Source organism: Pseudomonas sp. LBUM1661 (genome assembly GCF_059695925.1).
Genome location: NZ_CP166794.1, coordinates 843,243 through 868,643, shown reverse-complemented (window position 1 = coordinate 868,643; position 25,401 = coordinate 843,243). Strand labels below are relative to the sequence as shown.

General features: G+C 58.3%; 23 protein-coding genes and 1 other RNA gene. 16 read left to right on the top strand and 8 right to left on the bottom strand.

Features of this window, described 5'->3' with window-relative positions; genetic code table 11:
* Nucleotides 1–195 precede the first annotated feature (195 nt).
* Both dnaK and grpE read right to left on the bottom strand, forming a co-directional pair.
* The gene (gene dnaK, locus ACA057_RS03905) at nucleotides 196–2,112 is read right to left on the bottom strand and encodes a molecular chaperone DnaK (RefSeq protein ID WP_401363219.1); all 1,917 of its coding nucleotides are present in this window, start codon (nucleotides 2,110–2,112) and stop codon (nucleotides 196–198) included.
* A 102-nt stretch (nucleotides 2,113–2,214) separates the two neighbouring features.
* Nucleotides 2,215–2,769: a nucleotide exchange factor GrpE gene (gene grpE / locus ACA057_RS03900; RefSeq protein ID WP_059403175.1), complete on the bottom strand. Its 555-nt coding sequence runs from the start codon at nucleotides 2,767–2,769 to the stop codon at nucleotides 2,215–2,217.
* A gap of 240 nt (nucleotides 2,770–3,009) precedes the next feature.
* On the opposite strand from grpE, the gene recN reads away from it, so the two are divergent.
* A complete protein-coding gene (gene recN / locus ACA057_RS03895) occupies nucleotides 3,010–4,683 on the top strand; it encodes a DNA repair protein RecN (RefSeq protein WP_497346099.1) in 1,674 nt (557 codons plus the stop codon).
* A 75-nt stretch (nucleotides 4,684–4,758) separates the two neighbouring features.
* Here recN and fur read toward each other — a convergent pair whose 3' ends face one another.
* Nucleotides 4,759–5,163 (bottom strand): ferric iron uptake transcriptional regulator, encoded by a 405-nt coding sequence (gene fur, locus ACA057_RS03890; RefSeq protein WP_003197684.1) that lies wholly within the window; start codon nucleotides 5,161–5,163, stop codon nucleotides 4,759–4,761.
* A 97-nt stretch (nucleotides 5,164–5,260) separates the two neighbouring features.
* Here fur and ACA057_RS03885 point away from each other — a divergent pair, with 97 nt between their 5' ends.
* Entirely contained in the window at nucleotides 5,261–5,788 is a 528-nt protein-coding gene (locus tag ACA057_RS03885) for an outer membrane protein assembly factor BamE (RefSeq protein WP_497346097.1), read from the top strand.
* A gap of 61 nt (nucleotides 5,789–5,849) precedes the next feature.
* On the opposite strand, the gene ACA057_RS03880 is transcribed toward ACA057_RS03885, so the two are convergent.
* From ACA057_RS03880 to ACA057_RS03870, 3 genes are read right to left on the bottom strand one after another with little or no spacing between them, the layout of a single operon-like run.
* On the bottom strand, nucleotides 5,850–6,164 hold the full coding sequence (locus ACA057_RS03880; RefSeq protein WP_497346095.1) for an RnfH family protein: 315 nt from the start codon (nucleotides 6,162–6,164) through the stop codon (nucleotides 5,850–5,852).
* Complete coding sequence (locus tag ACA057_RS03875) at nucleotides 6,157–6,591, bottom strand: type II toxin-antitoxin system RatA family toxin (protein WP_401363205.1); 435 nt, start codon at nucleotides 6,589–6,591, stop codon at nucleotides 6,157–6,159. Before ACA057_RS03875 ends, ACA057_RS03880 begins: the two co-directional genes overlap by 8 nt.
* 7 nt (nucleotides 6,592–6,598) lie before the next feature.
* The gene (locus ACA057_RS03870) at nucleotides 6,599–8,002 is read right to left on the bottom strand and encodes a sodium-dependent transporter (RefSeq protein WP_497346093.1); all 1,404 of its coding nucleotides are present in this window, start codon (nucleotides 8,000–8,002) and stop codon (nucleotides 6,599–6,601) included.
* A 118-nt stretch (nucleotides 8,003–8,120) separates the two neighbouring features.
* Here ACA057_RS03870 and smpB point away from each other — a divergent pair, with 118 nt between their 5' ends.
* On the top strand, nucleotides 8,121–8,603 hold the full coding sequence (gene smpB, locus ACA057_RS03865) for an SsrA-binding protein SmpB (RefSeq protein WP_008149046.1): 483 nt from the start codon (nucleotides 8,121–8,123) through the stop codon (nucleotides 8,601–8,603).
* Between the two features lie 146 nt (nucleotides 8,604–8,749).
* On the opposite strand, the gene ACA057_RS03860 is transcribed toward smpB, so the two are convergent.
* Nucleotides 8,750–9,517: an FCD domain-containing protein gene (locus ACA057_RS03860; RefSeq protein ID WP_497346091.1), complete on the bottom strand. Its 768-nt coding sequence runs from the start codon at nucleotides 9,515–9,517 to the stop codon at nucleotides 8,750–8,752.
* A 262-nt stretch (nucleotides 9,518–9,779) separates the two neighbouring features.
* Here ACA057_RS03860 and ACA057_RS03855 point away from each other — a divergent pair, with 262 nt between their 5' ends.
* The 9 genes from ACA057_RS03855 (at nucleotide 9,780) to ACA057_RS03815 (ending at nucleotide 19,419) form a co-directional block, all read left to right on the top strand.
* On the top strand, nucleotides 9,780–11,474 hold the full coding sequence (locus ACA057_RS03855) for a lactate permease LctP family transporter (RefSeq protein ID WP_497346089.1): 1,695 nt from the start codon (nucleotides 9,780–9,782) through the stop codon (nucleotides 11,472–11,474).
* 151 nt (nucleotides 11,475–11,625) lie between these two features.
* On the top strand, nucleotides 11,626–12,450 hold the full coding sequence (locus ACA057_RS03850; protein ID WP_497346087.1) for a (Fe-S)-binding protein: 825 nt from the start codon (nucleotides 11,626–11,628) through the stop codon (nucleotides 12,448–12,450).
* A complete protein-coding gene (locus ACA057_RS03845; RefSeq protein ID WP_497346085.1) occupies nucleotides 12,447–13,901 on the top strand; it encodes a LutB/LldF family L-lactate oxidation iron-sulfur protein in 1,455 nt (484 codons plus the stop codon). The genes ACA057_RS03850 and ACA057_RS03845 overlap by 4 nt, the downstream gene beginning before the upstream one ends.
* On the top strand, nucleotides 13,901–14,572 hold the full coding sequence (locus ACA057_RS03840; RefSeq protein ID WP_497346083.1) for a LutC/YkgG family protein: 672 nt from the start codon (nucleotides 13,901–13,903) through the stop codon (nucleotides 14,570–14,572). The genes ACA057_RS03845 and ACA057_RS03840 overlap by 1 nt, the downstream gene beginning before the upstream one ends.
* Nucleotides 14,569–17,388 carry an FAD-binding and (Fe-S)-binding domain-containing protein gene (locus ACA057_RS03835; RefSeq protein WP_497346081.1) on the top strand — a complete coding sequence of 940 codons (2,820 nt, stop codon included), beginning with the start codon at nucleotides 14,569–14,571 and terminating at the stop codon, nucleotides 17,386–17,388. Before ACA057_RS03840 ends, ACA057_RS03835 begins: the two co-directional genes overlap by 4 nt.
* Before the next feature lie 118 nt (nucleotides 17,389–17,506).
* On the top strand, nucleotides 17,507–17,782 hold the full coding sequence (locus tag ACA057_RS03830; protein WP_497346079.1) for a PA2433 domain-containing protein: 276 nt from the start codon (nucleotides 17,507–17,509) through the stop codon (nucleotides 17,780–17,782).
* Between the two features lie 259 nt (nucleotides 17,783–18,041).
* A complete protein-coding gene (locus tag ACA057_RS03825; RefSeq protein ID WP_497346077.1) occupies nucleotides 18,042–18,296 on the top strand; it encodes a PA2433 domain-containing protein in 255 nt (84 codons plus the stop codon).
* 114 nt (nucleotides 18,297–18,410) lie between these two features.
* Nucleotides 18,411–18,805: a transfer-messenger RNA gene (gene ssrA, locus ACA057_RS03820) on the top strand.
* A 152-nt stretch (nucleotides 18,806–18,957) separates the two neighbouring features.
* Nucleotides 18,958–19,419, top strand: a complete 462-nt coding sequence (locus ACA057_RS03815; RefSeq protein ID WP_497346075.1) for a cysteine hydrolase family protein — start codon at nucleotides 18,958–18,960, stop codon at nucleotides 19,417–19,419.
* A gap of 94 nt (nucleotides 19,420–19,513) precedes the next feature.
* Here the strand turns inward: ACA057_RS03815 and ACA057_RS03810 are convergent, their stop codons facing one another.
* Nucleotides 19,514–20,473, bottom strand: a complete 960-nt coding sequence (locus ACA057_RS03810) for an enoyl-CoA hydratase/isomerase family protein (protein WP_497346073.1) — start codon at nucleotides 20,471–20,473, stop codon at nucleotides 19,514–19,516.
* A 335-nt stretch (nucleotides 20,474–20,808) separates the two neighbouring features.
* Between ACA057_RS03810 and ACA057_RS03805 the strand changes: the two genes are divergently transcribed.
* The 4 genes from ACA057_RS03805 (at nucleotide 20,809) to ACA057_RS03790 (ending at nucleotide 25,367) form a co-directional block, all read left to right on the top strand.
* A complete protein-coding gene (locus ACA057_RS03805; RefSeq protein ID WP_497346071.1) occupies nucleotides 20,809–22,215 on the top strand; it encodes a DUF2252 domain-containing protein in 1,407 nt (468 codons plus the stop codon).
* Between the two features lie 227 nt (nucleotides 22,216–22,442).
* Complete coding sequence (locus tag ACA057_RS03800) at nucleotides 22,443–22,877, top strand: hypothetical protein (protein WP_497346069.1); 435 nt, start codon at nucleotides 22,443–22,445, stop codon at nucleotides 22,875–22,877.
* Nucleotides 22,874–24,334 carry an ATPase domain-containing protein gene (locus ACA057_RS03795; RefSeq protein WP_497346067.1) on the top strand — a complete coding sequence of 487 codons (1,461 nt, stop codon included), beginning with the start codon at nucleotides 22,874–22,876 and terminating at the stop codon, nucleotides 24,332–24,334. The genes ACA057_RS03800 and ACA057_RS03795 overlap by 4 nt, the downstream gene beginning before the upstream one ends.
* Before the next feature lie 10 nt (nucleotides 24,335–24,344).
* Complete coding sequence (locus ACA057_RS03790) at nucleotides 24,345–25,367, top strand: sensor histidine kinase (protein WP_497346065.1); 1,023 nt, start codon at nucleotides 24,345–24,347, stop codon at nucleotides 25,365–25,367.
* Nucleotides 25,368–25,401: the final 34 nt, after the last annotated feature.

Sequence of the window (25,401 nt, the reverse complement as noted above, 5' to 3'; positions counted from 1 at the left end):
ATCCTGGTCTTTGATTCGATGCGGTACTGTCGGCTCGAAAAGCAGGAGCATCCTCGGCCATACCGTCAACATCCGAACGCTGTCGCATGCTGTAAAAATTCGTGTACTCCAGACACGCCAACGCGGGAGCAGGCTCCCGCGCGGCGACATCCTACCAGTCACCGCCTGAAGGCAGTCAACCGGGCGACCAACAACTTACTTGTGGTCTTTGACTTCTTCGAACTCGGCATCGACAACGTCGTCTGCTTTTTCAGCTTTCTCTTCGTGCGGTGCAGCGCCTTCAGCAGGCTGAGCCTGTTCGGCGTACATCTTCTGCGCCACTGGAGCGGAGACTTTCGACAGCTCTTCTACCTTGGCTTCGATGGCAGCTTTGTCGTCGCCTTTGACAGCGGCTTCCAGAGCAACAACAGCCGCTTCGATTGCAGTCTTCTCTTCAGCAGTCACTTTATCGCCAGCGTCTGCGACCATTTTGCGAGTCGAGTGAACCAGCGCATCGCCCTGGTTGCGAGCGGTTGCCAGCTCTTCGAACTGGCGATCGGCGTCGACGTTGGCTTCAGCATCGCGAATCATCTGCTGAATTTCTTCCTCGGACAGACCGGAGTTGGCCTTGATCACGATCGACTGAGTCTTGCCGGTGGCCTTGTCTTTGGCGCCTACGTGCAGAATGCCGTTGGCGTCGATGTCGAAGGTCACTTCGATTTGTGGCACGCCACGTGGTGCTGGTGGAATCTCGGCCAGGTCGAACTTGCCCAGGGACTTGTTCTGTGCGGCTTGCTTACGCTCACCTTGCAGCACGTGAATGGTCACTGCGCCCTGGTTGTCGTCGGCCGTCGAGAACACTTGCGATTTCTTGGTAGGAATCGTGGTGTTTTTCTCGATCAGCGCGGTCATCACGCCACCCATGGTTTCGATACCCAGGGTCAGCGGGCTGACGTCGAGCAGCAGAACGTCTTTCACGTCACCAGCCAATACGGCGCCCTGGATAGCAGCACCCATGGCAACGGCTTCGTCCGGATTCACGTCTTTACGTGCTTCTTTACCGAAGAATTCGGTCACCAGCTTCTGAACCAGTGGCATACGGGTCTGACCGCCTACCAGGATCACGTCGTTGATCGCGCCAACGTCGATGCCGGAATCTTTCAGAGCGATGCGGCAAGGTTCGATGGTGCGCTGAACCAGGTCTTCAACCAGCGCTTCGAGCTTGGCGCGGGAGATTTTCACGTTCAAGTGCTTAGGACCGGTGGCGTCTGCAGTGATGTACGGCAGGTTCACGTCGGTCTGCAGGCTCGAAGACAGCTCGATCTTGGCTTTTTCAGCGGCTTCTTTCAGGCGCTGCATGGCCAGCGGGTCACCTTTAAGGTTCATGCCGCTTTCTTTCTTGAATTCGTCAACGAGGTAGTCGATCAGACGAATGTCAAAGTCTTCGCCGCCCAGGAACGTGTCACCGTTGGTGGCCAACACTTCGAACTGGTGCTCGCCATCGACTTCAGCGATTTCGATAACCGAAACGTCGAAAGTACCGCCGCCCAAGTCGTAAACGATCACGGTGTGATCGCCTTTCGCCTTGTCCATACCGTAAGCCAGCGCGGCTGCGGTTGGTTCGTTGATGATACGTTTAACGTCCAGGCCCGCGATGCGGCCGGCGTCTTTAGTGGCTTGACGCTGACTGTCGTTGAAGTAGGCCGGAACGGTGATCACCGCTTCGGTCACTGGCTCGCCGAGGTAGTCTTCGGCGGTCTTCTTCATTTTCTTCAGAATTTCAGCCGAGATTTGTGGCGGCGACATTTTCTGGCCGTTCACTTCAACCCACGCATCACCGTTGTCAGCCTTGGCGATTTTGTAAGGGACCATCTTGATGTCTTTCTGTACGACTTCTTCGTCGAACTTACGACCGATCAGACGCTTCACCGCATACAGGGTGTTGTGCGGATTGGTCACAGCCTGACGCTTGGCCGACTGGCCCACGAGGATTTCACCATCGTTGGCGTAAGCGATGATCGACGGCGTGGTACGCGCGCCTTCGGCGTTTTCAATAACTTTGGCTACGCCGTTTTCAAGCACGGAGACGCAGGAGTTGGTAGTCCCCAGGTCGATACCGATAATTTTGCCCATGTTCACTCTCCCGAAACTTTGGATTTGGTTGCCGCAGCAGTGGTGGCTAACTGCGGTAGCACTTAAACGCTTGACTTATAAATGGGGGCCTTGCGGCTAATTTCAAGCCTGCTCATCAATCGAAGGCGAAACTGGCGCAGGGGCCTTGCTGACCACAACCATGGCCGGGCGCAGCAGGCGACCGTTGAGCTGATAGCCCTTCTGGAACACCTTCAGAACGCTGTTCGGCTCGACGTCGGCGCTTTCCTGCATGGCCATCGCCTGGTGATGCACAGCATTGAACGGTTCGCCGTGCGGATCGATCGCTTCCAGCTGATAACGCTTCAGGGTGTCCTGGAACATTTTCAGGGTCAGCTCGATGCCTTCGCGCATTGGGCGGATGCTTTCGTCATCCGGGTTGGACAACTCCAGGCCACGCTCCAGGCTGTCGATGATCGGCAACAGGTCGCCGGCGAATTTTTCCAGCGCGAACTTGTGAGCCTTTTCGACATCCTGCTCGGCGCGACGGCGGACGTTCTGCAGATCGGCGGCAACACGCAAAGCCTGATCCTGTGCGCCTGCCAGCTGCTCTTCGAGCACTTGTACACGTGCCGCCAGGTCTTCACCCGAAGCCTCGGCGTCTAGATTTTGCGTATCCACTGTCTGTTCGTCAGCCATAGATTTCTCCTTTCAATATCGTCCGCGAGCTCAACTCGCGCTTCTGCCCAGCTATATGGGGCCGCAAAATCGAGCTTCAAGGGGTTTGTTGTGATTAACCCTACAAAAAACGCTGCATTGTCATTCCCCACCGAACCAAGGCTTTCGTCGGATCAAGCAAATCGAGCTAAGGCAGGGCATTGTCAGCCAGAAACAAAACACTGTATAAATAACCAGACCTAAAGCCTGGGAGCGGCCTCTATGCTGGTGCACCTGTCCGTACATAACTACGCCATCGTTGAACATCTCGATCTTGAACTCGATCGCGGGATGAGCGTGATCACTGGGGAAACCGGCGCCGGCAAGTCGATCATGCTCGACGCCCTGGGCCTGACCCTGGGTGATCGCGCCGACAGCGGCGTGGTCCGCCCCGGCGCAGACAAGGCCGATATCCTGGCGACCTTCGACCTGGTCGATATCCCGGAAGCCAGCGCCTGGTTGGCCGAACGCGATCTCGAAAGCGATGGTCCGTGCATCCTGCGCCGGGTGATTACCGCCGAAGGCCGTTCGCGCGGCTACATCAACGGCACGCCCTGCCCCCTTGGCGACCTCAAGGCCCTGGGCGAATTGCTGATCGATATCCACAGCCAGCATGAACACCAATCCCTGCTCAAGACCGACACCCACCGCCGCTTGCTCGATGAGTACGCCGGCGCCACCGACCTTGCCCGCCAGGTCCAACTGGCCGCCCAACGCTGGCGCCAGACTCGCCAGGAACTCGAGCGCCTCTCCAATTCCGGCGATGAGCAACGCGCTCGCCACCAATTGCTCAGCTATCAACTCGAAGAACTGGAAAACCTCGGCCTCGGCGAAAACGAGCTGGAACAACTCGAACAGGAGCACAAGAACCTGACCAACGCCGAAACCCTGCTGGGCATTTGCCGGCAAGTGGTCGAGCAATGCAGCGAAAGCGATTCCGGCAATGTCTTGAATGCCCTCACGGCGAGCCTCAACCGCTTATCGAGCGTCAACAACTCGATCGGCGCACTGGGCGAAGCCAGTAGCCTGCTGACCAGCGCGCAAATCCAGGTTGAAGAAGCGGTGGGCGAACTGAACCGCTTCCTTGATAACTTCGACGCCGACCCGGCGCGCCTTCAATACCTGGAAGAGCGCCTCGATGCGATCTACACCATGGCGCGCAAACACCGGATCCAGCCGACCGAAGTCGCCGAGATGCAGCAGCGCTTGCTGGATGAAATCGAAACCCTGAATGCCAACGATGAGTCCATCGAGCGACTGAGCGATGAGCTCGCCTCTTATGCCCGCCATTATCAGGAGAAGGCTCGCGAGCTAAGCGACTTGCGCCATCAAGCGTCGAACAGCCTGGCCAGTGCCGTGGAGCAGGAAATTCAGCGACTGGGCATGCCCGGTGGTCGTTTCACCATCGAATTGCGCCCGAACAGCAGCAATGAACTGTTGCCCAATGGGCTCGAACAAGTAGAACTGTTGGTGAGCGCCAACCCCGGCCAGCCACTAAAAGCCTTGGCCAAAGTAGCCTCGGGTGGCGAGCTGTCGCGAATCAGCCTGGCCATTCAAGTGATCACTGCGCAGACCTCTCGCGTACCGACCCTGGTGTTCGACGAAGTAGACGTAGGTATCGGCGGCCCGACCGCCGAGATCGTCGGCCAATTGCTGCGCCGACTGGGGGAACGCGGGCAGGTGCTGACGGTGACCCACTTGCCACAAGTGGCAGCGCAGGGACATCAACATCTATTCGTGCACAAGGTACGCGGCGAAGAGGCGACTCACACCGCTGTTTCCAAGCTGAGCAAGAACGAGCGTGTCGAAGAAGTGGCGCGGATGCTCGGAGGCATCGACCTCACCAAGGAATCCCTGGCTCACGCGAAGAAGATGGTCGTCACCGCGAAAATTTAAGACTGGCAGAAAGCACGAAGGCGACCCTGGGGTCGCCTTCGCTCGTTTCGCGAACCTCAGGTTCGCGCGACATGCTTACTTTTTCTTGCGCACGTACAGCACAAGGTTGTGATCAACCATCTCGAAGCCGTACTTGTCGACGATGGCTTTCTGCAGGCGCTCGATTTCTTCGTCGAAGAATTCGATCACTTCACTGGTTTCGACGTTGACCATATGGTCGTGATGCTTGCCGTCGTCCAGCTCGAAGACCGCATGGCCTCCGTCGAAGTTGTGCCGCACCACAAGGCCAGCTGCCTCGAACTGGGTCAGAACACGGTAAACCGTGGCCAGACCGACGTCCTCACCAGCCTCCATCAGCGCCTTGTAGACGTCCTCGGCACTCATGTGGCGTTGCTCGGCGGAATCGAGCATTTGCAGAATTTTGACCCGTGGAAGGGTCACTTTGAGGCCGGCTTTGCGTAGTTCGCTATTTTCAACCATGGTCAGCTTTCTCGCGATGCTGCTTCGCAGCTTCTCTTAATGCGGGTATGATCGGCGTTTACGTTGTCCCAGCCAAGATAGTGGAAGTCGCCCACCGATGCAAAACACCAAGCTCTTGCTAACCAGTTTCACCTTTGTGGGACTGCTCGCACTCGCCGGTTGTTCATTCCCCGGGGTTTACAAAATCGACATCCAGCAGGGCAATGTCGTCACGCAGGACATGATAGACCAGTTACGCCCGGGAATGACCCGTAAGCAAGTAAGGTTTATCATGGGCAACCCTCTGTTGACTGACACGTTCCATGCCGATCGCTGGGATTATCTGTACAGCCTGCAACCCGGTGGCGGTGAACGCCAACAGGAACGCATTAGCGTTATCTTTAACCCAAATGACCAGCTTGTCAGCCTCTCTGGTGACTTCATGCCAGGCGTGAGCCGTGATGAAGCCATTCTCGGCAAGGACAGCGGCACAACAGTGACCGAACCTGGCGAAAACGCCGAGAAGCCGAAACCGGAAAAACCGGTCAAGCCAGGCTCGTTGCTGGACCAGATCCAGAAGGACGTCGACGGCGTAGAAACCGTTCCGGTCCCGAGTCCAGAACCGCTGGAAACCTCGCCGCAATAATTTGCGACGCAATAAAAAACCCGGCATGTCCGGGTTTTTTATTGCCTGGTGTTTCAACCAGTCACTGATTGCGCGCTTTGGCCTCGGCAGCCTTGGCTGCGCGTTGCCGGCGAACCTCTTTCGGATCAACCAGCAACGGCCGGTAAATCTCGATGCGATCCCCTGCCTGAACCAGGCGACTGTCCGGGTCGACGATAACTTTGCCGAAGATTCCGACGGGACAGTTGGTCAGATCCAGCTCTGGAAATGCCTGATCGATACCTGACTTCAGCAACGCCGTGCGTACGGTCGTCCCTGCCGGCAACGTCACGGACAGGAGCTCCTGACGATCAACAGCGGCATATACCACCTCGACCTCAATCATGGCCTCAACCATGTATCTGTTTGGCGCGCTGGCAGAACGCATCCACCAGCGTATTGGCCGCCTGATTGAACAACGGCCCCAACGTCGCGCGAATAATCGGTCCGGCGTAATCGAACGACAGGTCCAGGCTGATTTTGCAGGCCTTGTCGGTCAGTGCCTTGAACACCCAGATGCCATGCAACTGAGTGAACGGACCTTCCTCGAGATTCATTTCGATCGATTGCCCGGGAACCAGGGTGTTGCGCGTCACGAAATGCTGGCTAAGCCCGCCCTTCGCCACGCCAACGCTGGCGCGCATGTGTTCGGCAGAACTTTCCAGGACTTCAGCCGAAGAGCACCACGGCAGGAATTCCGGATAACGCGCCACGTCGTTGACCAGGTCATACAGTGCTTGCGCCGGATACGGCAGCAAGGCAGATCGTTGAATGTGTGTCGTCATGTCAGCGTCACTTCCACAGCTGGGTGGCAAACACTACGAGAATGCCAATGGGCGCCACATAGCGCATCAAAAACAGGGACAGGGCGAATAGCAGCGGGCTACGGATCGACAACTCGTCGCGTACCGTTTCACGGCCCATCACCCAGCCAGCAAACACCACGAAACAAAAACCACCGAGTGGCAACATGATTCGCGAGGTGAAGAAGTCCACCAAACCAAAGAAATGCAGGCCACCGGCTGCGCCCCATTGATAGAGATGGAACACTCCGCCTTCGTTCACGAAAAACTTGGCTTCCTTCCAGATATTGAAGGAAAACACCGTGCCCAGGCCGATAAACCAGCACGTGAATGCCAGCCAGAAAGTGACCCAGGCACGACGGACTTTCGTCCGCTCAACCAGGTAAGCCACCATCGGTTCGAGCAAGGAAATCGCCGAACTCCAGGCCGCAATCGCTACCAATATAAAGAACACCATGCCCATCAGTTGGCCGAACACCACGTTACCAAAGGCAAATGGCAGGGTGACAAACATCAGGCCAGGGCCTTCGCTCGGGTCCAGGCCAGCAGCGAACACAATCGGAAACAACGCCAATCCGGCCACCAGCGAAACAAACGTATCGAGCAGCGCTACACCGACGACAGTGCTGGAAATTGACGAGTGCTTCGGCATGTAAGCGCCGTAGATCATGATCGAACCGACACCCACGCTCAGGGAAAAAAATGCGTGCCCCATGGCCGGTAGCAAACCGTCGAGGACCTTTTCCGGGCGGAAGTCGAACATGAAATGCACGCCTTCCATGAAATGGCCGGTGGTCATGCTGTAGCCCAGCAACACCAGAATCATCACAAACAGCAGCGGCATCATGATCCGCAAGCTGCGCTCAAGTCCGGCAACCACGCCCTTGGCGATGACGATGGCAGACAGCAGCATAAAAATCGTGTGCCACAGTATCTGGCGCCATGGATCGGCGATCACATTACCAAAGTACGCGTTGATCTGGTCAGCCGGCACGCCCTGGAAGTCACCGCGGCCCATGTCGATGATGTAATCCAGCGACCAGCCGCCCACCACGCTATAGAAAGACAGGATCAGCAACGCCGTGATCATCCCGGCGAATGCGCCCCAGGACCATCTGCTCGAATGCCCCGCCTCCAGCGCCAGCACCTTTAAGGCGTTGGCCGGGCTCTGCCGGGCACGACGGCCGATCAGGGTTTCAGCCAACATGACCGGCACACCGATCAGCGCGATACACACCAGGAACATCAGCACAAAGGCGCCGCCGCCATAAATGCCAACCATGTACGGAAATTTCCAGATGCTACCCAGCCCCACGGCCGAACCGGTCGCGGCGAGTATGAAGACCCAGCGGCTAGCCCAACTACCGTGGACTGAAACCTTGTCCGTCGACATCGTTATCACGCCCAAGCGTTCAAAAAAGAGGGCGCATTGTCCGGGATTCAATCAACCTGCTCAAGCACGTAGCGAGACCGTAGCAGACTCGCGTGCAACTCCCTATAATGCCGCCCCTATGGCTAAACAGAAGAAACACCCAACAGGGACCATCGCGCAAAATAAAAAGGCGCGACACGATTACTTCATCGAGCATAAGTTCGAGGCTGGTCTGGTCCTGGCCGGCTGGGAAGTAAAAAGTCTGCGGGCAAGCAAGCTGCAACTGGTTGACAGTTACGTACTGCTCAAGGATGGCGAAGCCTGGTTGCTCGGCAGCCACATTACGCCGCTGATGACCGCCAGCACGCACGTCATCGCTGATCCGACCCGCACTCGAAAGTTGCTGCTCAACCGGCGCGAGCTGGAAAAGCTGGCGACTGCCGTGCAGCAAAAAGGTTACGCCTGCGTATGCCTGTCCTGGTACTGGAGCAAGCACATGGTCAAGTGCGAGATCGCTCTGGGCAAGGGCAAGAAGGAATACGACAAGCGCGATACCGAACGCGAACGCGATGCCGGTCGCGAGCTGCAGCGTGCGGTGCGCAACAAGGGCAAGGAAGATTAATCTTTTTTCTGCCTGAAGCCGCCTTCGCGAGCAGCCCGCTCCCACACTGGACTTTGTCTGGACATAAATTGATGCCTGACATCGATCTAATTTGGGAGCGGGCTTGCTCGCGAAGGCGATCGCACAATCACCGCAATGCTTACTGACTACATCCCCTTGCGCCGCTCCGCCCGGGCCATGCGCTGCACCTCCTGACGCACTTCTTCCAGCACTTCCTGCACATACAAAATGTGGCGACTGGAGACTTCCCGCGCCTGCTCCGCCCTTCCTTCGATAATCGCCAGGTACAACTCCCGGTGCTGCGTGATCAGCATGTCGCGGGTTTCGGTGCGCTGTTTGTACATCCCGCCAATGTTGGTCACCACGTTGCGCTTGAGCAGATCGAACAACCCGCGAATGGTGTGCAGCAGCACGGCGTTGTGACTGGCTTCGGCGATCGCCAAGTGGAATTTCGCGTCCGCCGCGCCCTCTTCGGCCCGACTCACTTCGTCATGACGCGAATAGCAGTCCTGCAATTCGTCGAACGCTGCTGTCAGTCGCTCGCGATCAACGTCGGTAGCACGCAACGCCGCGTAGTAAGCGCAGGACGCTTCCAGCGTGTGACGAAACTCCAACAGGTCACGCTGAGCCTCGGGATTACTTTCCAGCAGATGCAGCAGCGGATCACTGAAGGTCGAACCCAGCGACTCCACCACATAATTGCCGCCGCCCTGGCGACTGACCAGCAACCCCTTGGCCGCCAGCTTCTGGATCGCCTCGCGCAACGAAGGGCGTGACACGCCGAACTGCTCGGCCAACGCACGTTCGGCCGGCAAACGCTCGCCAGACTTCAATGTGCCCTCGAGGATCATCCCCTCAAGCTGCTCGACAATATCGTCAGACAAACGGCGCTGACGAATTTGATCAAACCCCATAACTCAATTCTCCACGATCCCGACGACTCGCCGGGCTCTCTATTCTGGCCTATCGGCGCTGTACCAGCACCTACCAGACGGCACTTCATCGAGCGGATCACACGCGCATCGCAGCGCTTATTCGACAAAAGTTTTAGGGCGGCAAATTGACACACCGCCTACAACGCTTTTACCCTAGCCAACAGCGATTGTAAATTGGTATTACCAATTATCCAAGAACGCTGACCAGTGCCTGACCAACAACAATTAGGGGCCACCCCATATGCAAACCTGGCAACAGCTCTATACCCCGCTCGGCAGCCTCGGCGTTTCTGCGCTCGCCGCCGTTATCCCCATCGTTTTCTTCTTCCTCGCGCTGGCCGTGTTCCGGCTCAAAGGGCACGTGGCCGGCAGTATTACGCTGGCCTTGTCCATTGCCGTGGCAATCTTCGCGTTCCAGATGCCGGTCGACATGGCGTTCGCCGCCGCCGGGTACGGTTTCGCCTACGGCTTGTGGCCGATTGCGTGGATCATCGTGGCAGCGGTTTTCCTCTACAAACTGACGGTCAAGAGTGGTCAGTTCGAAGTGATCCGCAGCTCAGTGCTGTCGATCACCGACGATCAGCGTTTGCAGGTTCTGCTGATTGGCTTCTGCTTCGGCGCATTCCTGGAAGGTGCCGCCGGTTTTGGTGCGCCGGTAGCGATCACCGCCGCATTGCTGGTAGGACTGGGCTTTAACCCGCTGTACGCCGCCGGCCTGTGTCTGATCGCCAATACGGCGCCAGTGGCTTTCGGTGCGCTGGGTATTCCGATCATCGTCGCCGGCCAGGTGACCGGTATCGATGCGTTCAAGATCGGCGCCATGACCGGCCGCCAACTGCCGCTGCTGTCGCTGTTCGTGCCGTTCTGGCTGGTGTTCATGATGGACGGCCTGCGCGGCGTTCGGGAAACCTGGCCGGCCGCACTGGTGGCCGGCTTGAGCTTTGCCATCACCCAGTACTTCACTTCGAACTTCATTGGCCCGGAACTGCCGGACATCACCTCGGCCCTGGCCAGCCTGATTTCCCTGACGCTGTTCCTGAAGGTCTGGCAGCCGAAACGCGCCGCCGGCCAGCACATCGTTGGCGCCGTCTCGGCGTCGGTGGTGACCGCCAGCGCCGGCGGTTTCGGCCTGCCGCGCAGCACCGTGGCTTCGCCCTACAGCTTTGGTGAAATTCTCAAAGCCTGGTCACCGTTCCTGATCCTCACTGTGCTGGTCACCATCTGGACACTGAAACCGTTCAAGGCGATGTTTGCGGCTGGCGGTTCGATGTACAGCTGGGTATTTAACATCGCCATCCCGCACCTCGATCAATTGGTGATCAAGGTTGCACCGATCGTGACCGCGCCGACCGCGATTCCAGCGGTGTTTAAACTCGACCCGATTTCCGCGACCGGCACGGCGATTTTCTTCTCCGCGCTGATCTCGATGCTGGTGCTGAAGATCAACATCAGAACTGGTCTGACCACTTTGAAAGAGACCTTCTACGAGCTGCGCTGGCCGATTCTGTCCATCGGCATGGTGCTGGCTTTCGCGTTCGTCACCAACTACTCGGGCATGTCCTCGACCATGGCCCTGGTTCTGGCCGGTACCGGTGCAGCCTTTCCGTTCTTCTCGCCGTTCCTTGGTTGGCTGGGCGTGTTCCTGACCGGTTCCGATACCTCGTCCAACGCACTGTTCAGTTCGTTGCAAGCGACCACCGCACACCAGATCGGTGTCAGCGATGTGCTGCTGGTAGCGGCGAACACCAGCGGTGGCGTGACCGGCAAGATGATCTCGCCACAATCAATCGCTGTGGCTTGCGCCGCGACCGGCTTGGTGGGCAAGGAATCGGATCTGTTCCGCTTCACCCTCAAGCACAGCCTGTTCTTTGCAACGATCGTGGGCTTGATCACCTACATCCAGGCCTACTGGTTAACCGGCATGCTGGTGCACTAAGGCCTACCAGCAGCACCGAAAAAACCGACGCCGGACCACGAATCCGGCGTCAGCTATTCACAACCCGGTCTGTAAGGCTGCTGAAAGCTTCCCTCTCTATATTCAGCGGCCTCAACGGACGGATAACCGGGACCACCCGGAGACACGCCTGATGAGCGAGCTTTTTTACAACGCTGTGCCGAACGCGACCCGCGTCGCCCCGCCACTGCCCGAGCCTCGGCAATACCCCAGCGAAAAACCGTCACGGGTCTACCTGTTCGGCACCTGCGTGGTCGATCTGTTTTACCCGGAAGCCGGGATGGACGCGATCCACCTGCTGGAGCGCGAAGGCATCCGTGTCGAGTACCCGCAAGGGCAAAGCTGCTGCGGACAACCGGCCTACACCTCGGGTTATACCGAGCAGGCCCGGACCGTGGCGCGCTCGCAGTTGGCGCTGTTCGCCGAGGATTATCCGGTGGTGGTGCCGTCGGGATCGTGTGCCGGGATGTTGCGCGAACACTACGCCGACTTGTTCAAGGACGAGCCGCAGACGTTGAAGCAAGTCCAGGCGCTGGGCGCCCGGACGTATGAATTGGCCGAGTTCCTGTTGTTTGTCTGCAAGGTGCAGCTCAAGGACAGCGGCGAGCCCGTCAAAGTGGCGTTGCACACGTCGTGTTCGGCACGCCGTGAAATGAACACCCACCTGCACGGTCGCGAGTTGTTGTCGCAACTGAGCAACGTGGAGCGGGTCGATCACAGCCACGAAAGTGAATGCTGTGGCTTTGGCGGGACATTCAGCGTCCGTATGCCAGACATTTCCGGCGCGATGGTGGCTGACAAAACCCGCTCGCTGAAGGAATCCGGCGCGCACAAGGTACTCAGTGCCGATTGCGGTTGCCTGATGAACATCAACGGCTCGCTGGAGAAACAGCAGGAAGCGCTACGTGGCCAACACCTGGCCAGTTTCCTTTGGCAGCGCACCGGAGGTGTTCAATGAACGCTTCCGCGATTATTCCTACGGTTGCCGTGGAAGAAGATTTTCGCACCCGGGCTCACAAGGCGTTGGATGACAAGCAACTGCGAAACAACTTTCGCACGGCGATGGATTCACTGATGACAAAACGGGCAGCGTCCTTCAGCGATGCCCATGAAAGAGAACATTTGCGAGCGCTGGGCAATGCTGTCCGCGCCCGTGCGTTATCCAAGTTGCCCGACCTGCTCGAGCAGCTTGAACAGAACCTGACCCGCAACGGTGTGACAGTGCACTGGGCGGAAACGGTGGACGAGGCCAATGGCATCGTCCTCTCGATCATCCGCGCTCACGAGGGGCGGCAAGTGATCAAGGGCAAATCGATGGTCAGCGAAGAGATGGAGATGAATCACTTCCTCGCTGAACAGGGCATTGAATGCCTGGAATCGGACATGGGCGAGTACATCGTCCAACTCGACCACGAGAAGCCTTCACACATTATTATGCCGGCAATCCACAAGAATGCCGGTCAGGTCGCGTCCTTGTTCCACGACAAACTTGGCGTGGAATACACCAAGGACGTTGACCAACTCATTCAGATCGGTCGCAAAGTCTTGCGGCAGAAATTCTTCGAAGCGGACATCGGCGTCTCCGGCGTCAACTTCGCCGTGGCCGAAACCGGCACCCTGTTGCTGGTGGAAAACGAAGGCAACGGGCGCATGACCACCACCGTGCCGCCGGTGCACATCGCCGTCACCGGCATCGAAAAAGTCGTGGAAAACCTGCGCGACGTGGTGCCGCTGTTGTCGTTGCTGACCCGCTCGGCCCTCGGCCAGCCCATCACCACCTACGTCAACATGATCTCCGGCCCGCGCAAGGCCGATGAACTCGACGGCCCGCAAGAAGTGCACCTGGTACTGCTCGACAACGGTCGCAGCCAGGCCTTCGCCGACAGCGAATTGCGCCAGACCCTGAACTGCATCCGCTGCGGCGCCTGTATGAATCACTGCCCGGTCTACACCCGAATCGGCGGCCACGCCTATGGGGAGGTTTACCCAGGGCCTATCGGAAAAATCATCACCCCGCACATGGTCGGCCTGGCGAAAGTCCCGGACCACCCGAGCGCGTCGTCGCTGTGCGGCGCTTGTGGTGAAGTCTGTCCGGTAAAAATTCCTATTCCTGCACTGCTGCGTCGCCTACGGGAAGAGAACGTCAAAGCGCCGGACAGTGCACATCAAGTGATGCGCGGTCAGGGCAGCAAATACTCGCGCAAGGAACGTTTTATCTGGAACGCCTGGGCCAAACTCAACAGCTCGCCGACGCTGTATCGTCTGTTCGGATTCTTCGCCACGCGCCTGCGTGCCCTCGCACCGAGTAATGTCGGCCCGTGGACGCAAAACCACAGCGCACCGAAACCCGCTGCCCGCTCACTGCATGACATGGCCCGCGAGCATCTGGCCAAACAGGGAGATCGTTGATGAGCGCCAAGCAAAATATCCTCGGCAAATTGCGCAGCAGTCTGACCGGCACCACGCCGGTACCCGACGCGTTCGATGTCGAACTGGTGACCGCGCCCTACACCTACGCGCCCGAGCAACGTATCCCGCAGCTGCGCAAACTGATGGAAGCGGTGCACACTGAAATCCATCTGACGTCCGGCCAAGGTTGGCCCGAGTTGCTGGCTCAGTTGCTGCACGATCGTCAGTTGCCAAGCTTGCTGATCGCACCGACGACGCCTCATGGTCAACGTGTCACTCAGCACTGGGCGAAGAACCCAGGTCTGCCTACGCTTAAAACCTACGACCGTCCGGTTGAAGAATGGAAAGCCGAATTGTTCAACGACACCCCGGCCAGCCTGACCACCACGCTCGGCGCTATCGCTGCCACGGGTAGTCTGATTCTCTGGCCGACGCGGGAAGAACCGCGCTTGATGAGCCTGGTGCCACCGGTGCATTTCGCCCTGCTCAAGGCCAGCGAGATTCGCGACAACTTCTATCAGGTGCAGAAGGAATTCGAATGGGCCCAGGGCATGCCAACCAACGCCTTGCTGGTGTCTGGCCCGTCGAAAACCGCCGACATCGAGCAAGTCCTGGCCTACGGCGCCCACGGTCCGAAAGACCTGGTGGTTTTGATCCTGGAGGACCAATGACTCTACCAACGGCGTTCCTGCGAGATGCACAGCAACTGATTCCTCAAGCGCGACGTTTCGACGACCCGCTGTCGACATTGGCCTTCGGTACCGATGCCAGTTTCTATCGACTGATTCCGAAGCTGGTGATCCGCGTCGAGTCGGAAGATGAAGTGGTCGCGCTGCTCAAACTGGCGCAACGGGATCACGTCCCGGTGACCTTCCGCGCCGCCGGCACCAGCCTCTCCGGTCAAGCCATCAGCGATTCAGTGCTGATCGTGCTTGGGGATAACTGGAACGGTCGCGAGATTCGTGGTCAAGGTACGCAAATCCGCCTGCAACCTGGCGTCATCGGCGCGCAAGCCAACGCGTGGCTGGCTCCGTTCGGACGCAAGATCGGTCCGGACCCGGCCTCGATCAACGCCTGCAAAATCGGCGGCATCGTCGCCAACAATGCCAGCGGCATGTGCTGCGGCACGGCGCAAAACACCTATCACACACTGGCGGGTATTCGTCTGGTGCTGGCCGATGGCAGTCGCCTCGATACTGAAGATGCGGGAAGCGTTGCGGCGTTTCGCGAGAGTCATTCCGAACTGCTGGATCGTCTGGCGACGCTGGGTCGCGAGACCCGCGCCAATGCCGAACTGGCCGCGAGAATCCGCCACAAATACCGTCTGAAAAATACCACCGGCCTGTCGCTCAATGCGCTGGTGGATTTCGACGAGCCTGTGGATATCTTGAGCCACTTGCTGGTGGGTTCCGAAGGCACCCTCGGCTTCATCAGCGCGGTGACCTACGACACGGTGATCGACCACCCGAACAAGGCGTCGGCACTGATCGTGTTCCCGGATGTGGAAACCTGTTGCAACGCCGTCACCGTGCTGAAAAACCAACCGGTGTCCGCCGTGGAGCTGCTGGACCGTCGCAGTCTGCGCTCGGTGCAGGACAAACCCGGGATGCCGGCTTTCGTCCAACACCTGTCGAACAATGCTTGCGCATTGCTGATTGAATCCCGCGCCGCATCGCCCACTTTGCTGCACGAACAACTGGCGCACATCATGGCGTCGTTGACCTCGTTCCCCGTGGAGAAACAAGTCGACTTCACCGAAGATCCGGTAGAAAACGCCCGACTCTGGGCGATCCGCAAGGACACTTTCCCCGCCGTTGGCGCCGTGCGCAAAACCGGCACCACGGTGATCATCGAAGACGTGACCTTCCCGGTGGAACAACTGGCGATCGGCGTGAACCGCCTGATCGAGCTGTTCGACAAACATCACTACGACGAGGCGATCCTTTTCGGACACGCCCTGGAAGGCAATCTGCACTTCGTCTTCACCCAAGGCTTCAACAACCCGGAAGAAATCGCACGCTATCAGGCGTTCATGGACGACGTGGCGCAACTGGTTGCGGTGGAATTCGGCGGCTCGCTGAAGGCCGAACACGGCACCGGACGCAACATGGCGCCCTTCGTCGAGCTGGAATGGGGCAGCGATGCCTACCAGTTGATGTGGCAGCTCAAACGCCTGCTCGACCCCAACGGCATTCTCAATCCGGATGTGGTGCTCAGCGAGGATCCACAGATCCACCTCAAACACCTGAAACCACTGCCGGCCGCCGACGAGATTGTGGATAAGTGCATCGAGTGCGGTTTCTGCGAACCGGTTTGCCCGTCGAAAGGCCTGACCCTGAGCCCGCGCCAGCGCATCGTGATCTGGCGTGACATCCAGGCGAAGAAACGCGCAGGCGTCGACACCAGTGAACTCGAAGCCGCATACGAATATCAAGGCATCGACACCTGCGCCGCCACCGGTCTCTGCGCGCAACGCTGCCCTGTAGGCATCAATACCGGCGAGCTGGTGAAAAAACTTCGCAGCCGTAAGGCGACTCATACGAAAACCGCCAACTGGCTGGAAGGCAATTTCGCCACTGCGCTGCAAGGCGCGCGCTTCACCCTGCATGTCGCCAATGGCGCGCGGATGCTGCTGGGCGCGCCACGGTTGGCGAAGCTTTCGGCGACGCTGACGAAGCTGTCCAAAGGTCAGGTCCCGCAATGGACCAACGCCATGCCGCAGCCGGAAAAAGCCATTCGCTTCAGCCCGACCGTGTCGGACGCACGCCCTCGGGTGGTGTACCTGGCGGCATGTGTCTCGCGGGTCATGGGCCCTGCGGCCGGTGATAAAGAGCAAATGTCGTTGTACGACAAAACCCGTGGGCTGCTGGAAAAAGCCGGTTACCAGGTAGTCTTTCCAGACAATCAGGACAGCCTCTGCTGTGGCCAGCCATTCGCCTCCAAAGGTTACGCCGAACAGGCCGAACACAAGCGCCAGGAACTGATCGGCGCGTTGCTGCATGCCAGTCGCGGCGGGCTCGACCCGATCTATTGCGACACCAGCCCCTGCACGTTGCGGCTGGTCCAGGATCTGGGCGATGTTCGACTGGACGTGTACGACCCGGTGCGTTTCATCCGCACGCACTTGATGGATAGACTCGACTTCACGCCACAGGAAGGACCGATTGCGGTGCACGTGACCTGTAGCACTCAGCACCTTGGCGAGAGCCAGGCGTTGATCGACCTGGCGCGTAAATGCAGCAAAACAGTGGTCATCCCCGAAGGCATTCATTGCTGCGGATTTGCCGGTGACAAGGGCTTCACCACGCCGGAGTTGAACGCGCATTCGCTGCGTTCGCTCAAGGACGCGGTGCAGCAGTGCAGCGAAGGGATTTCCACCAGCCGGACCTGTGAAATTGGCCTGACGCAGCACGGCGGAATTGACTACCACGGACTAGTCTATCTGGTGGATCGGGTAACGCAGGCAAGGGTTATGCAAGAAAAATAGAACCCTGATGCGCAGCCGCAGTCCACTCATTAAGCCCGGACATACCGGGCTTATCCCAAACTCGGCAGCCCGTCCTGATGGCCAGCCATGCCTGGACCCTCAGTTCAAGGAGATACACATGAAACGTTCTGTACTGTTAGGTCTGTTCGTTACTGCTTCGCTGATGGCGTCCACCTCGTTTGCCGCCGAAGACCTCTGTGCGGTCAACTTGAAAACCATCGAAAATGCCAAGGCACAGATCCCTCCAGAGATGACTGAACAGGTGATGGAGAGCGTCGAGAAAGCCAAAGCCGATCATGCAAAAGGCACCAAGAAAGGGACTGATGATTGCATCGCCGAGACCACCCAAACCATTCAGTCCATTCAGAAGACAAGTGACGGCGGCAAACAATAGTTCCAGCTACGATCGCGCACACCCGCGCAGGCTTGTTGCTCACTACGATTCACAGAGCAACAGGCCTGTGGCCGGGATTCCCGTCTTAGTGCCATTACGCCTATCAAATAGCTTTTTCATAGCCTTTCTCTAAAAACCGAATTCCTGCGCATCGGCGTGGTCTTTTAAGTAGGCCCGATCACTCGTGGCTTGTTTTCAGACCTCGGCCGAGCCGCCCGATTTACGGCAGCACCGAGACCATCAGCACAAGGAGTTATCCATGAAACGTACCGCACTCGCTGGTTTGTTCATGTCTGCTGCAATGTTGGCCTCTCCCGTATTTGCTGCGGACAACGACCTGTGTACGAGCAAGCTGCAAGAGCTCAAAGCCAAAGTGACTGCACTGCCGGCGACCTCCGACAACACCACAATGGAGATCAAAAGACTGCTGGCCAGCGCCGAAGCATCAAAAGCCGCCGGGGACGACAAAAAATGCGCTACTGAGGCCACCCAGGCGTTGTCGATGACACACTGAACAATCAACCCAATCCACAATCGCTCGTGGTCAACCTTCAGGTTGGCCTTCTGGGCCGCGTTGTCGTACACTGCACAGGCTTGTTGCTCACTTTGATTCACGAGCAATGAGTTCGGGGCCGTTTAGGATTCGACGCCGGTTGCGAAACTTTAGGTGCATGCCGAGTTGGTAACAGAACTCGTAAATCCACTGTTGCAACTACTTATAGTTGCCAATGACAAATACTACGGGGAAGAATCTATCGCTGCGTAAGCAGCCTTAGACCTTTACCTTCTGGTACCTTCGGGTCCAGCAATCACTAGGGGATGTCTGTAAACCCGAAGTGATTGTCATATAGAACAGAATCGCCGTGCAGTACGTTGTGGACGAAGCGGCTAAAACTTACACAACTCGCCCAAAGCACCCTGCCCTTCGGGTCGCTGAGGGTTAACTTAATAGAAACGGCTACGCATGTAGTACCGACAGCGGAGTACTGGCGGACGGGGGTTCAAATCCCCCCGGCTCCACCAAATACGAAGCAAAGCAAAACCCGCCCAGTGCGGGTTTTGTTGCATCTGGGGTATGACAATCCATCGCCCACCGCTACCCCTGTGGGAGCGGGCTTGCCCGCGATGAGGCCAGCCAGATCACACCAAGACACTCTGCCCGCCCGGAGAAGCCCATGCGCCAAGCCCTCCTTATCATCGACGTGCAACCCAGCTTCGCCCCACCGCAATGGCTCATCGACGGTATCCGGAAACTCATCGGCACCCTGCCCAGCGTCGCCACCGTCGAACGCCACGACGAATCCATAACCCCGTTTCAGAAACAACTCGGCTGGCACCCGGCACCGGACGACGACAGCCTGATCCCGGCCGATCGCCTCTTCATCAAGTACGGCTACGCACCTTCACCTGAAACCCTCGATTATCTGAAAAACCTTAAGGTCGATCGCGTTTTGGTGTGTGGCCTTCAAACCGAGACGTGCTGCCTGGCGGCCGGATTTGCGCTGTTCGATGCGGGGTTGCAGCCGACGTTGCTGACGGATTTGACGGTGGGGTCATCGCTGGATCGCACGGGAAATTTGGGAGTGAAGCTTTGGGCGCACCATTTCAAGCACACGTTGAAATCGACTGAGTTGTGATCAACGATCAACGAGTCCTCCCCGGAAGACCAAAAACGCCGTAAAGCTAGGAGACCCCAAGCTTTACGGCTTTTTTAATCGCCTTGATACCGGACTATTTCGACTCTTCACCCAGCATGCCCGTGTAGTGAGCCAACCGTTTTTCAACGTCTGCCTTCGTCTGCAAGCCAAGCTCCATCAGCTGTTTGATCCGCTGTTGCGCGCCCGAGCGCTTCACCGAGCCGATGAACCCTTCCCATTCGGCGGCGATGGCCTCGTTCGGAGGAAGGCTGGCGGCGTCGACCAGGTGTTTGATGTCGGCAATCGACTGTTTGTCGAACCTGGCGATGCGACGGGCCATGGTGTCGACGAACTTGTCGAGTTCGGCGTCAGGGAGCGCACGATTGACATAGCCATAGCGCTCAGCGAGTTCGCCATTGATGTCGTTTCCGGTGAGCAATATTTCCAGCGCGCGCCCACGCCCCATCAATCGTGGCAGGCGAGCCATGGGCCCACCGCCAGGCACCAGTGCGGCGCCAATTTCCCATTGAGACAGAATGGCTTTCTCACGACTGGCGAAACGCATGTCGCTGGCCAGGGCCAGTTCGCTTCCGACACCGGTGGCGCGACCGCGGATTGAGACAATCGAGACCACTGGTGCCTTGCTCAGTCGAACCAGCATGTCGGGCAGCGGAGGCAAACCGGTCGGGCCGTTTGCGAGGCTGGTCGTTTCCTCAAGCGGTGGCACGAAGTCGTAGTGGGTCAGGAAGAAGTCGGGAACGTCACTGTCGAACACGACGACCACGAGCTTTGGATCGGTTTCAATGGCGGTAATGACCTCGTTCAACTGCGGCATGGTCTCAGGGCCGTAGATGTTGTACGGAGGGTTGTGGAAGGTGACGCGCCAGTATTCGGGGGTGACGCGCGTGAGCTTGATTTCCTGCTTCACGGCAGTGGTGGAATGAGTTTTGTCGGATTTCGATGTGGATGCTGTCGATGCCTCACCGGCGAGAGCCGAGCCGGTGGCCGCCATGCTGGCGACAATGATCGCAGCATTGAATAGCTGCAGTTTCATGGGAAAACCTCCAGATGAACGCCATATGGGTTTCCGCGAACAACGTTCTTCAGTGTGAAGAAGAGATTTGGCTGGTCGGAGGTATCGCCTGGAAGCGACAGAATGTGGGGGGCAGGGGCGTCTTGATCGCTCGTGAGTGACCCGGATCAAGAGGGGGCGGCAACAGGTCGTCTTTCGTCGACAGCTCCGACTGTTGAAGATTAGCAGTGCGAGATCGGCTTTCAAGTGACGTCAGTCGAACGTATTCGTGACATTTACACGCACCTACTCGAATGAAGTCCCACTGCCCTTCTACACTCCATCCCCATAAGCCCCACACCATCAACCGAGCCCACATGACCACCCTCAAAGACCGCTTGAAGCAAGGCAAGGACGCCCGCAAGCACTGCTCCCGCAGTTCGCAGGCGTCCATGGGAAAAATAGTTCGCGACCCACTGCCGCTGATCAAGGCATCGAGCGAGGGCCGGATCAGGTCGTTGGTCGAGCTGCGTTACGGGCGCATGCTGGTGTCGCCCTTCACCTTTTATCGTGGCAATGCGCTGCTGCAAGCCCATGACCTGGCGGGCACAACGAACATGGGGCTGGTTTCGCCGATCTGTGGTGACAGTCACCTGATGAACTTCGGTGGGTTCGCCACGCCAGAGCGCAATCTGTTGTTCAGCGTCAACGATTTCGACGAAGCGCATCCCGGCCCCTGGGAGTGGGATTTGAAACGGCTGGTGGCGAGTTGTCTGATTGCCGTACGCGACTTGCGTCATGGCGAGTCGGTTGAAGAAACGGTGTGTCGTCATGTGGTCGGAGCCTATCAACAGACGATGCTTGAGTGCGCCGAACAAAGCTCACTGGAGACCTGGTACGAATCCATCACTTACAACGATCTGCGGCAGCAGGCGAGCAAAACCAATCTGGAACACGTGGAACGCGCGATCGAAAAAGCCGAACGCCGCACTCATGCCGAACTGCTGCCGAAAATCAGTGAACGTGACGCGGAAGACCGCCTGATCATTCGCGATGACCTGCCGGAAATTTTCCATCTGCACAAAAACACCACACTGCTGGATGCCGATGATGACTGGCTGCGCCTCTCGGATTGGCGGCCGCTCTACGACGCGTTCATGCGCGACTACCCTGGCACGCTGCAAGCCGACCGCCGTGAGTTGTTGTCTCGCTTTCACGTTCAAGACATGGCCTTCAAAGTGGTGGGTGTGGGCAGCGTCGGCACTCGGTGCCTGGTGGCGCTGCTGACCGACGATCAGGATTTCCCTTTATTCCTGCAATTCAAGGAAGCGCGTCGTTCGGTGCTCGCCGATTTCGTAAAGACCAAATCCCGGGTACGGCATAACGGCCAGCGCGTGGTCGATTGCCAGCGATTGATGCAATCGGCTAGCGATCTGTTCCTCGGCTGGACGACCGGCCCCAGCGGTCGGCACTTCTATGTGCGCCAGTTGCGCGACATGAAAATCTCGGCCGAGCTCGAATCCTTCGACGCGGATGCCTTCGCCGCCTACGGACGGATCTGTGGCCGCGCCCTCGCCCGGGCGCATGCCAAATCGTCCGGGCACGCGGCGCAGATCAGCGGCTACATTGGCAAGGGCGATGCGCTGGCCGATGCACTGTTCAAGTACGCGCAAGGTTATTCAAAGCAGAATGAACAGGACTTCGAGCAATTCCAGCAGGCCTGTCGCAAGGGTCGCTTTCGAGCCCGTTCGGAGGCTGACTTTGCAGCAGACCATTTGCCGTAGACGCCTTGAGGTGCCGGGGCGCGGTGGTCGTTCATCTATATGAACTTTTCTTCACCCCACTGTGCTTCAGCAATCGGTACATTGCGCTCGCTCATTCAAGAAACTACGGTTTGCCCGCCCTCCCGCGGGCTTTTTTTTGCCTGCGTTTTGTCCCGAGTGACGCAAATCACGCCCAACATCTCCATAGGGTGTACCATCAACCCCTGTCCTTCAGATATCAGTTAGCCATGTCCACACTAAGCGAAGAGAGCCGCCAGATCGTAGCTTCTCTGGCGCACCGTGTTGGCCCCAACGCTGACATTGCAAGGGTCGCCCAAGCGATTGTTTCAACCTTGCAAGATATGGACACAGGCCTCACGCCCATCATTGGCCATCAAGGGGTTGCCGCGCTTTACCGCCGCAGCCTACATCTGTGCGCCTCCACTCATCCACGTCTGGCCGGCATTTATGACAGTGTGCAGGCCGCCATGGATCTGACTGCCCTCAAGTCCGTACTCGTTGAACAAAGCAAAGCCGATGCATTGTTTTTCGGTGAAGTGCTGCTGACCACCTTCTACGAGTTGCTGACCACGCTGATCGGGCCCTCGCTCACCGCACGTTTGCTTCGTGGCGTGTGGGAACCTTCTTTGAGCGACACCCCTTCGCAGGAAAATTCGCCATGAGCACCAAAGTGACTATCAACCGCTTGGCCACCGGCGTGCCAGGACTGGACGAGGTGCTGGGCGGAGGTTTGCCGGAGTTTTCGTTCAACCTGATCGCCGGCCCCCCTGGCTGCGGCAAAACCACGCTGGCGCATCAGATGATGTTTGCCCTGGCAACGCCTGAGCGCCCGGCGTTGTTCTTTACGGTGCTTGGCGAGCCGCCGCTGAAGATGCTGCGTTATCAGCAGCAATTCGACTTTTTCGACAGTGAAGCGATCAATCAGTCGATCCGTTATATCAATCTGGCCGACGACACCCTGGCCGGGAATCTGGACGAAGTGCTGAGGCGCATTGTCAGCGAGGTGGAGGCTCACTCCCCGGCGCTGGTGTTTGTCGACTCGTTCCGCTCCGTGGTGCTGGCCAGTCAGACCCAGGACAACCCGAACAACAACCTGCCGCAGTTCGTCCAGCAACTGGGCATGTTGATGACCACCTGGCAGGCGACGACCTTCCTGATCGGCGAATACTTCACCGAAACCGACACCAACCCGATTTTCACCGTGGCCGACGGCCTGATCTGGCTGCGCCAGAGTGTTCAGCGCAACTCGATGGTGCGCAAGATGGAAATCATGAAGATGCGCGGCCAGCCTACACTGCCGGGCCTGCACACCTTCCGCATCGCTACATCGGGAATCAAGGTCTTTGCGCCCGCTGCGACCAACCTGGCTGAAGCGCCGCTGGAGTTCCCCATCAAGCGCCTGAAAATGGGCGTGCCGCAACTCGATGACATGCTCGGCGGCGGCCTGCCTCGCGGTTATTCCCTGTTGGTCGCCGGGCCGTCGGGTTCGGGCAAAAGCATTCTGGCGGCGACCTTCCTGGCCGAAGGCGCGCGCAATGGCGAAACCGGCGTAATCGCGGTGTTTGAGCAACGGCCTAATCACTCGCAAAATGCCACTCTTGCTGACCTGATCCAGAGCGGCCAGATCGGCCTGGTAGACAGCCGTTCGCCGGACCTGTCGATCGACGAAATCGTCCAGTTGCTGCTCAGCGAGATCAAGCGACTCAAAGCCACCCGCGTGGTGATCGACTCACTGTCAGGTTTCGAACTGGCCTTGGCGCCGACCTTCCGCGAGGACTTTCGCGAGTCGCTGTCGCGCATGGTCACTGCGTTGACGAGTGCCGGGGTTAGCGTGTTGATGACTTCCGAGCTTGAAGACCGCTACACCGACCTGCGTTTCAGCCCGTACGGCACGGCATTCCTTACCGATGCGATCATCGTTCAGCGCTACATTGAAGTGCAGAGCCGCTTATTGCGCATCATGGCCGTGGTCAAAGTGCGGGCCAGCGCCCACTCCGATGAGTTGCGCCTGTATCGCATCGACAATAACGGTCTGCAAATCGGCGAAATGCTGCCGGACCAGGAAGGTTTGCTCGGGGGTCGGCCAACCCGGCAGCGTTTGAGCAAAGACGACGGATGAGCCAAACATCATGAACGAGGCCAATGGCAAGAACGAGCAAGCGATGGCCACGGCCGCTCGCGAACTGTTCCTGCTCGGTCAGAAAACCGTCGAGGCGCGCGCTGTTCTGGCGGGGCTGAACAAGGAGTTGAGCGACGCCAACACCCAGCTCGCGGACAGCCAGCAGATCGAGCAATTGATCGAAGCCAATCAGCAATTGGTCCTGGCCATTCTGCTGGCGCAGTCGGATGCGGAAAAACCCCAACGCTCAGCCCATGAACAGCGGCGCTACCTGGAGATGCGCGAAGCCAACGAACAATTGGTACTGGCCGTCCTCAGTGCGCAACACCTGCAAGCCTCGGCCGAGCACAGCCTGGCCCAGCAACGAAACATCCTCACCCTGGTGGCCCACGAACTGCGCAATCCGCTGACGCCCATCAGCATGATTGCCAGCCGACTGGTGCGGGTGCCGAGTGAAGAGCTGCCGCGCATGCAGGCGCTGATCGAAAGCCAGGTGCTGCACATGTCGCGCCTGGTGGATGACTTGCTGGATGTTTCCCGCGCCAGCACCGGCAAGCTGCGCCTGGATTGCCGCATCGTCGATATGGCACAGATCATTCAGGAGGCCATTGTCGTGTGCAGCCCGGTGATGACCGCCCAGCAGCTGCATTTCACCGCCAAGTTGCCCGAGTGCGCGCTGGCGGTGAACGGCGATCCGGTACGGCTCACACAGATTCTCGGCAACCTGCTGGGCAATGCGGCCAAGTACACACCGGCGGGCGGCACGGTTACGCTATCAGTGACCACCGAAGGCGATTTGCTGGAGATGAACATTTGCGATAGCGGTATTGGTATTTCCGCCAAGGCCTTGCCGTTTATCTTCGAGCCGTTTGTGCAGGACGTGCATGCGATCGGCTTCAACGGCGCCGGCCTCGGTATTGGCCTGACGGTGGTTCGTGAGCTGGTCGAAGCCCATGGCGGCACGGTCATCGGTACGAGCGACGGTGACGGCAAAGGCAGTACCTTTATCGTGACCTTGCCACTGGCTGTTTGAGTTTTTCCGCTGCCTGAGCAACGCTTGCGTTCAA